The 9,628-nt window shown below is 63.7% G+C and carries 1 protein-coding gene; it reads right to left on the bottom strand.

Annotated elements, in window-relative coordinates:
- Window positions 1-28: 28 nt before the first annotated feature.
- Entirely contained in the window at window positions 29-9,625 is a 9,597-nt protein-coding gene (locus tag IE125_RS19175; protein ID WP_268249109.1) for a VCBS domain-containing protein, read from the bottom strand.
- Between the last annotated feature and the right edge of the window lie 3 nt (window positions 9,626-9,628).

A 9,628-nucleotide genomic window follows, 5' to 3' on the forward strand; every position in this document is an offset into this window, starting at 1 on the left:
TCTTACTCCTCTCTTTCGACGACAGGCATCAGCCGTCGAGGTTCGTCTTGAGGTTACCGTTGTCCAGCAGGGTCTTGATGATCTCGGTGTCGGAGCTGCCGAGCGAGGTCATGTCGACGTTGCTGAAGACGATCTTCTGGGTCACCGCTCCCTCGGGCCCGTCGGTCTTGATCTCTAGCGTCGAGCTGTTGGTGCCCGCCGTACCCGGCGCTCCGCTCGCCTCGCCTTTGACGAAGTGCAGATACTGCGACGCCATGGAGGCCAGGGCCGAATTCGAAAGGTTACTCGAACCGACGTCCAGCATATCGGAGAGATCGATGACGTCCCCACCGCTGGACTTGGCGCCAACCGTGAAGTCGGTGACCCGGTCGATGGCCGGCGAGCTCGAGGAGCCCTGATCGCCGCGCATCCAGGCAAAGGTATCGCTCTCCGTATCCAGCGTCCCGCTGCCACCGGTGAGGATGTCGTTGCCCTTGCCCCCTTCGAGGCGATCCGAGCCCGTGCCACCCGTCAGGGTATCCGCCCCGGCGCCACCGTAGAGCTTGTCGGCCCCGGCGCCACCACTCAACGTATCGCTACCGGCATTGCCGACGAGGATATCGTTACCGGCACCACCCGTAAGAATGTCACTGCCGGACGTGCCGATCTCGAGATCGGCACCCGAGGTCCCGCTCAAGCTGGAGCCCGTGGTGACGCTGGTATAGGTGCCGTTTCCATCAGGGTTGAGCGTGACCGTCTGCGTGGCGCTCTGCGTGCCGCTGCCGTCGACCGCTGCGAAGCCGAAGCTGTCCGAAAGAGGCTTATCCTCGACAGTGGTATATGTGTAGAACGGCCAGAAGCCAGAGCGCTCGGTATGCGACTGATCCGCCGGATTGTACGTAATGGTCTTGGCGTCGAAGAGCGTGCCGTTGGCGATATCGGCTGCCGTGACGGCTACGCCGTTGGCGTAAAGCACGCCGTTGGTCGGCAGCGAGGTGATCGCGATGGCCAGTCCCGAACCGCTTTCGATATCGCGCATGTTGGCGCCGCTGGCGAAGTCGACGTAGACCGTATCGCTCGTGATGCTGGTCCCGGTCAGGCTTACCGTGAAACTCGAGGCGGTCGGTGCATTGTTGACCGTGGCACCCGTCACGCTGATCGCCAGCGACGCGGTCGACGTGCCTCCCTTGCCATCGCTGATGGTGTAGGTGAAGTTGTCGCTCCCCTTGCTGCCCCCGAACAGGCCTCGTGTGGTCGGCCGGTCGGCGTCCAGCGTATAGGTGTAGCTGCCATCCGCTTTCAGCACCAGCGTGCCATAGACCCCGGCGATGGTCGTCGTTGCCGCACTCGAAACCGTCGCGCTGCTGCTGGCGACGCTGTTGGAGACCGAGGCGACCGTCAGGGTGTCACCATCGGGGTCGGTATCGTTGCTCAGCACATTGCCGCTGGCAACCGCCGAGCCCGCGTCGATGGCGCTGGCACTACCGTAGAGCGTGCCGCCGTTCAACGCCGTCAGCGTGGTCGCCGTCCCCAGCGTGTGGGTGTCGACGTTCATCGGCGTTGCCTTGCTGTCGGTGGTCATGATCAACAGCTGCCCTTTGGCATCCTCGGCCAGCCCGTAAACCTGACTGGACATGGTAGCGACCAGCGTTGTCGTTGCATTGCCATTCGTCGTCTTGATGCTGCCGTCACTGTTCAGCGCGACCTCGTAGACCTTGCTGTTGGCATCCGACACATAGAGATGATTGCCGACATACTTGAGATCACCCCCAGCGGTGAAGCTGGTAGAAGCGATCTTGGTCGCGGCAAGCGTCGACGGATTGATCGAGTAGATCCCTGTCGAACTAGCACTGGCAGCGATCAGCAATCCGCTGGGCATCAGCGCCAAGGCGTTGATGCTGGTCAAGCCAGAGATAGCACCGACTGCCGATGCCAACCCCGTGGCTGCGTTGATGCTATAAAGTGTCGAGCTGCCGGCCGACGACGAGAAAGCGACACCGTAGAGCCGGCCCGCGGTTGTACTGCTGGAGATATCGCCGAGCCCGCTGACTGTCGTCCCGTTACTCGTCTTGATCGTGACGCTGGTCTGGGCGCCGGTGGTCAGGTTCCAGGTTTCCAACGTACCCTCGGCGGTCGAGAGATAGACGAGATCGGGCTGCGCCGTGACCGACGACGTATCCGCGACGGCTGTCGGCGCGTCGTTGGTGTTATGCACGATCACCGGCACGGTCACGCTGGTCGTGGCGGTATCACCGTTGCTGGCCTCTTTCGACGTTGCCGAAACCGACAGATTGAACGTGCCATCGTAGTTGGCAGCCGGCTTGACCGTCAGCGTATTGAGATTCCAGCCGGTGATGTCCTTGCTGGTCGTTCCGGACGTCGCCGTGAAGGTATTGGTGCCGTCGCTGATGGTCGCGCCCACCGGGATACCGCTGATCGCGACCTTGCTGATGCTCTCCGAGCCATCCGTATCGGTGAGTCCAGTCGTCACCTTGGACAGATGAATGGTCGAGTTCTCGTCGCCCTCGTTCATGGCGTAGAGCTGGTAGTAGCCGTTGCCCTTGCCATCGGTACCGAGCAGCCCGGAGTGGTTCACGTTGGCCGCATCCAGCGCGCTGACATCCTGCATCAGCACGAAGTCGCTGGTACTGAGTGACTTCGTCGTGCCGCCGTTGACCGACACGTTCAGCGAGTAGTTGCCCGCGCCCGCCTGATTGTGGTGGTAAAGATCGAGCGTGTAGTAGCCGGTCACGGTCGGCGTGTAGGTGCCAGAGTAGTTGCCGCTGCTGGTGCTCCAGGTTCCTTCACCCACGACCTTGCCGCCGACGAGCAGTCGAATGCTGTCGTCGCCGGAGCCGCTGAAGCTGTAAGTCTTGCCGGCCTCGAGATACATAAGCCCCGAGATATGCGTGCCCGTCCCCGCGGCGACGTTGCTGTTGGCGGCGTTGGTCGTGTTGCCACTGGTCACCGGAGTGCCGGAGTCAATGGCTGCCTGCATGGTGGCCGGGCTCGCCCCGCTACCGCTGGTGCCCAATGTGGCAATCGCGAACGTCTCTTTCAGCAGGCCGGACCCGGCAGCAGTGTAGCCGCTCAGACTCACCGTCGGCGCATCGGCCACCGCGGTGACGTTGACCGTTGCCGTGGCCGGCGTCGCGTCCTTGCCGCCGTTATTGTCGGTGGCCGAATACTGCAGGGAACTCGAACCCGACCAGTTGGCGGCCGGCTTGAAGTAGACCGTCGCACCGTTGGCCGTCGCATTCACGATGGATCCCGCAGACAGGACCTGAGTGCCGGCAGCATCGCTGTAGAAGGTACCGTTGGCGCCCACGCTCGAGATCTGGAAGCTGGCCACGCTGCCGTCGCTGTCGGTACCCGAGAGGCTGACTGCGATCAGCGAGGTGGGGTCTTCCTTCCCGGTCGACGTCGTATCCAGCGTTTCCGGCAGTTCGTTGGTACCGACGATCGTCACCGATACGGTCTGAGTCGTGCCGTCGGTGGTCTTGACGGTGAAGGTCTCGACCTTCTGCTCGCCCGCCTTGAGATACTGAACCGCGCTGTTGGCAACGCTGTAGTTCCAGGCACCGCTGGCGCTGATCGTCAGTGTGCCAAGCGTGCCGCTGGCTGCGGTGCCGGAGCCCGCCTGGAAACCGGACTGCCCGGCATCCGCGTCGACTGCGGTCAACACACCGGAAGAGACCAGGTTGCCCGACGCGTTGACGTTGCTGTCTTCGGTGACGCTACCGGTGGTCGCGCCGCTGATGGTCGGGGCATCCGCCGTGCCGTTGATGGTCACGGTGATCGTCTGCGTCGCCGTGCCGTCTTTCGATGCCACGGTATAGGTCTCGACGCGAGATTGACCGGCATCGAGATACTGCACCTTGCTGTTGTCGACGCTGTAGGTCCACTGCCCGCCCGACGTGATCGAGAGGCTACCCAGCGCGGTCGTCGTGCCGTTGGTCGAGCCGCTGGCCCCGGTATAGGTGACGCTGCCGGTATTGAAGGCCGCTTCGCCAGCGTCCGGATCCACGACCGTCAGCGTGCCGGTCGTGGTGATATTGCCACCGCTGACTGACGTGTCCTCCTTTACGGCGCCGGTTGCCGTGCCGCTGATGGTCGCCACGTCGTTGACCGGCGTCACGTAGAGCGACACGGTCGCCGTCGCGGTGCCACCCTTGCCATCGCTGATGGTGTAGTCGAACGTCGCGGTGCCGTTGTAATTGGCACTTGGAGTGAAGGTCACCACGCCATTGCTGACGCTGACGGTGCCGCCCACCGGGTTGCTCACCGAAGTCAGTGTTAGTGCATCACCTTCGGGATCGCTGTCATTACTGAGCAGGTCACTCGCATTGAGGAAGATCGGCGTGTCTTCGCGCGTCACCATCGGTGAGGAGAGCACGTAATGGTTCAGGGGGTAGTAGTTCGAGTCCGACCCCACCATCTGCAGCTGCGGCTGGAAGACTGCGTTGCCGCCCTGGTCCCAGTAGACGATCTCGATCTTGTGCGTGCCGCTCGCGTCGATCGTGAACGTACCGGCATTCGTCGTCGGACTCTGAATCCGATCAACCACCGCCACGACGACACCGTCGATCTTGATCTGATAGCCATCGTCGGCGAGCACCTTGAAGTTATAGGTGCCGGCGGAGAGTTCGATGTCCCCCACCATGCGCAGGATGGCATCGCTACCGGTTGCCGGCGAGCTGGTGCTGAGCGTGCTGGCATCGCTGCCGAGGAAGCGCGCGAGGTTGCCCGAGCTCCCCAGGTCGCCCACGACATAGTTGTAGTAGAGCGAGCTGGCCACGAACGTGGCATCGGCCGGCTTGGTTGCCATGAACGCATTCGCCTGCGCGACGCTGGTCATGTTGGCGCCATCGGTGCCTTCGTTGTAAGCGTAGTACTCGGAATAGAGACCGGAGAGCTTGCCCAGCGAAGCATAGGTGTCGTTGGTGGCGGTCGGCGCTTCATTGGCTCCATTGATGGTGACCGTGATGGTCTGCGTGGCCGAGCCGTCGGCGGACGTCACCGTGTAACTCTCGGTGCGGGTCTGCCCCAACCCGAGGTACTGAACCTTGCTGTTGTCGACGCTGTAGGTCCAGCTACCGCTCGCATTGATCGAAAGCGTACCCAGCGCCGTCGTCGTGCCGCCGGTCGTACCGCCGGCACCAGCAAAGGTCACGCTGCCGGTGTTGAAGCTCGACTGACCTAGGTCCGCGTCCGCCACGGTCAGAGTTCCCGTCGTGACCAGATTGCCGTTGGAGACATTGCTGTCTTCGGTGACGGCACCGCTGGCGTTGCCGCTGATCACGGCTGTATCCGCCGTGCCCTTGATGGTCACGGTAATCGTCTGCGTCGCGGAGCCGTCAGCGGATTTGACGGTGTAGGTCTCGACCCGCGACTGGCCGGCGTCGAGATACTGGACCTTGCTGTTATCAACGCTGTAGGTCCAGGCGCCATTGGCGCTGATCGACAAGGTGCCAAGTGCAGTCGTGGTGCCGTTGGTCGAACCGCTGGCGCCAGTGAACGCGACGCTGCCGGTGTTGAAGCTGGACTGGCCGCTGTCGGCATCAACCACGGTCAGCGCACCGGTGGTGGTCAGATTGCCGCCGGAGACATTGCTGTCTTCGGTGACCGCCCCAATGGCGTTACCGCTGATGACCGCCGTATCCGCCGTGCCGTTGATGGTCACGGTGATCGTCTGCGTCGCGGAGCCGTCCTTCGACGCCACGGTGTAGGTTTCGACCCGCGACTGGCCGACGTCGAGATACTGCACCTTGCTGTTGTCGACCGTATAGGTCCACGCGCCGTTGGCGCTGATCGACAAGGTGCCGAGTGCGGTCGTGGTGCCGTTGGTCGAACCGCTGGCACCGGTGAACGCAACGCTGCCGGTGTTGAAGCTCGACTGGCCCGCATCGGCATCGGCAACCGTGAGGCTGCCGGTGGTCGTGAGGTTGCCGCCGGAGACGGCGGTGTCTTCCGTCACGCTGCCGGAAGCCGTACCGCTGATGGTCGGGATGTCGTTGGTACCGGTCACGGTGACACTGATCGTCTGACTAGTGCCGTCAGCGGTCTTGACCGTGAACTGCTCGACCTTGGCTTCGCCAGCGGCCAGGTACTGGACCTTGGCGTTGTCGACGCTGTAGCTCCACTGGCCATTGCTACCGATGGTCAGGCTGCCCAGCGTGGTTCCCACCGGCGTAGCAGTACCCGACTGGAAGCTCGACTGATTGGCATCGGCATCGCTGACGGTGAGCGTGCCAGTAGTGACCAGGTTGCCGTTGGTAACGGCCGAGTCTTCGGTCACTGCGCCTGTCGCCGTGCCACTGATAGTCGGGACGTCGTTGGTACCCGTTACGGTGACGCTGATCGTCTGACTGGTGCCGTCAGCGGTCTTGACCGTGAACTGCTCGACCTTGGTTTCGCCAGCGGCCAGGTACTGGACCTTGGCGTTGTCGACGCTGTAGCTCCACTGACCGTTGCTGCCGATGGTCAGGCTGCCCAGCGTGGTTCCCACCGGCGTGGCAGTACCCGACTGGAAGCTCGACTGATTGGCATCGGCATCGCTGACGGTGAGCGTGCCAGTGGTGACCAGGTTGCCGTTGGTAACGGCCGTGTCTTCGGTCACGGCACCGCTGGTGACGCCACCCAGCGTCGGGGCATCCGCCGTGCCGTTGATGGTTACGGTAATCGTCTGCGTCGCGGAGCCGTCCTTCGACGCCACGGTGTAGGTCTCGACGCGCGACTGGCCGGCGTCGAGATACTGCACCTTGCTGTTGTCGACCGTATAGGTCCACGCGCCGTTGGCGCTGATCGAGAGCGTACCCAGCGCCGTGGTGGTGCCACCGGTGGTGCCGGAAGCACTACCGAAGGTCACACTGCCGGTGTTGAAGCTCGACTGGCCCGCGTCGGCATCGGCCACCGTGAGGCTGCCGGTGGTCGTGAGGTTGCCGCCGGAGACGGCGGTATCTTCCGTCACGCTGCCGGACGCCGTACCGCTGATCACCGCCGTGTCCGCCGTGCCGTTGATGGTCACGGTAATCGTCTGCGTCGCGGAGCCGTCCTTCGACGCCACGGTGTAGGTCTCGACGCGCGACTGGCCGACGTCGAGATACTGCACCTTGCTGTTGTCGACCGTATAGGTCCACGCGCCGTTGGCGCTGATCGAGAGCGTACCCAGCGCCGTGGTGGTGCCACCGGTGGTGCCGGAAGCACTACCGAAGGTCACACTGCCGGTGTTGAAGCTGGATTGACCCGCGTCGGCATCGGCAACCGTGAGGCTGCCGGTGGTGGTCAGGTTGCCGCCGGTGACATTGCTGTCTTCGGTGACCGCCCCACTGGCGTTACCACTGATGACCGCCGTATCCGCCGTGCCGTTGATCGTTACGGTAATCGTCTGCGTGGCCGAACCGTCAGCAGATTTGACGGTGTAAGTCTCGACCCGCGACTGCCCGGCGTCGAGGTACTGCACCTTGCTGTTATCAACGCTGTAGGTCCAGGCGCCGTTGGCCGAGATCGAGAGCGTACCCAGCGCCGTGGTGGTGCCGTTGGTCGAACCGGTGGCACCAGTGAACGCGACGCTGCCGGTGTTGAAGCTGGATTGCCCCGCGTCGGCATCGGCAACCGTGAGGCTGCCGGTGGTCGTGAGGTTGCCGCCGGAGACGGCGGTGTCTTCCGTCACGCTGCCGGAAGCCGTACCGCTGATCACCGCCGTATCCGCCGTGCCGTTGATGGTGACGGTGATGGTTTGGGTCGCGGAGCCGTCCTTCGACGCCACGGTGTAGGTCTCGACCCGCGACTGACCGGCGTCGAGGTACTGCACCTTGCTGTTGTCGACGGTGTAGGTCCAGGCGCCATTGGCGCTGATCGAGAGCGTGCCGAGTGCGGTCGTGGTGCCGTTGGTCGAACCGCTGGCGCCAGTGAACGCGACACTGCCGGTGTTGAAGCTGGATTGACCCGCATCGGCATCCGCCACGGTCAGTGCACCGGTGGTGGTCAGGTTACCGCCCGAGACATTGCTGTCTTCGGTGACCGCCCCACTGGCGTTTCCGCTGATGACCGCCGTATCCGCCGTGCCGTTGATGGTCACGGTAATCGTCTGCGTGGCGGAGCCGTCCTTCGACGCCACGGTGTAGGTCTCGACCCGCGACTGACCGACGTCGAGATACTGCACCTTGCTGTTGTCGATCGTATAGGTCCAGGCGCCGTTGGCGCTGATCGACAAGGTGCCGAGTGCGGTCGTGGTGCCGTTGGTCGAACCGCTGGCACCGGTGAACGCGACGCTGCCGGTGTTGAAGCTGGATTGACCCGCATCGGCATCCGCCACGGTCAGCGCGCCGGTGGTGGTCAGGTTGCCGCCGCTGACGGCGGTATCTTCCGTCACGCTGCCGGCCGCCGTGCCGCTGATCACCGCCGTATCCGCCGTGCCGTTGATGGTTACGGTGATGGTTTGGGTCGCGGAGCCGTCCTTCGACGCCACGGTGTAGGTCTCGACCCGCGACTGACCGGCATCGAGATACTGCACCTTGCTGTTGTCAACGCTGTAGGTCCAGGCGCCATTGGCCGAGATCGACAAGGTACCGAGTGCCGTCGTGGTGCCATTAGTCGAACCACTGGCGCCGGTGAACGCGACGCTGCCGGTGTTGAAGCTGGATTGACCCGCATCGGCATCCGCCACGGTCAGCGCGCCGGTGGTGGTCAGGTTGCCGCCGGAGACATTGCTGTCTTCGGTGACGGCACCGCTGGCGTTGCCGCTGATCACCGCCGTATCAGCAGTGCCGTTGATGGTCACGGTGATGGTTTGGGTCGCGGAGCCGTCAGCGGATTTGACGGTGTAGGTCTCGACCCGCGACTGACCGGCATCGAGGTACTGCACCTTGCTGTTATCGACCGTATAGGTCCACGCGCCGTTGGCGCTGATCGACAAGGTGCCGAGTGCGGTCGTGGTGCCGTTGGTCGAACCGCTGGCACCGGTGAACGCGACGCTGCCGGTGTTGAAGCTCGACTGGCCCGCATCGGTATCCGCCACGGTCAGCGCACCGGTGGTGGTCAGGTTGCCGCCGCTGACGGCGGTATCTTCCGTCACGCTACCGGCCGCCGTGCCGCTGATGGTCGGGACGTCATTGGTGCCGGTCACGGTGACACTGATCGTCTGACTGGTGCCGTCAGCGGTCTTGACCGTGAACTGCTCGACCTTGGTTTCGCCAGCGGCCAGGTACTGGACCTTGGCGTTGTCGACGCTGTAGCTCCACTGGCCATTGCTGCCGATGGTCAGGCTGCCCAGCGTGGTTCCCACCGGCGTAGCAGTACCCGACTGGAAGCTCGACTGATTGGCATCGGCATCGCTGACGGTGAGCGTACCGGTGGTGACCAAGTTGCCGTTGGTGACCGCCGTGTCTTCGATGACTGCGCCTGTCGCCGTCCCACTGACGGTCGGGACGTCGTTGGTACCCGTTACGGTGATCGTGACGGTCTGCGGCGCACTCACCCCACCGTTGTTGTCGGTGGCGGTGTAGGTGAACGTGACGTTGCGGCTCTGACCCGCCGGCAGGGCGTCGAAGTCGGTGCCCGGCGTGAAGCGATAGGAGCCGTCGGCGTTGAACGTCAGGCTGCCGTTGCCGCTGCCCACGCCCGTGGCGAGCTGGTAGCTGGCGATGGT

The organism is Salinicola rhizosphaerae (assembly GCF_014652715.1).
Classification (GTDB): domain Bacteria; phylum Pseudomonadota; class Gammaproteobacteria; order Pseudomonadales; family Halomonadaceae; genus Salinicola; species Salinicola rhizosphaerae.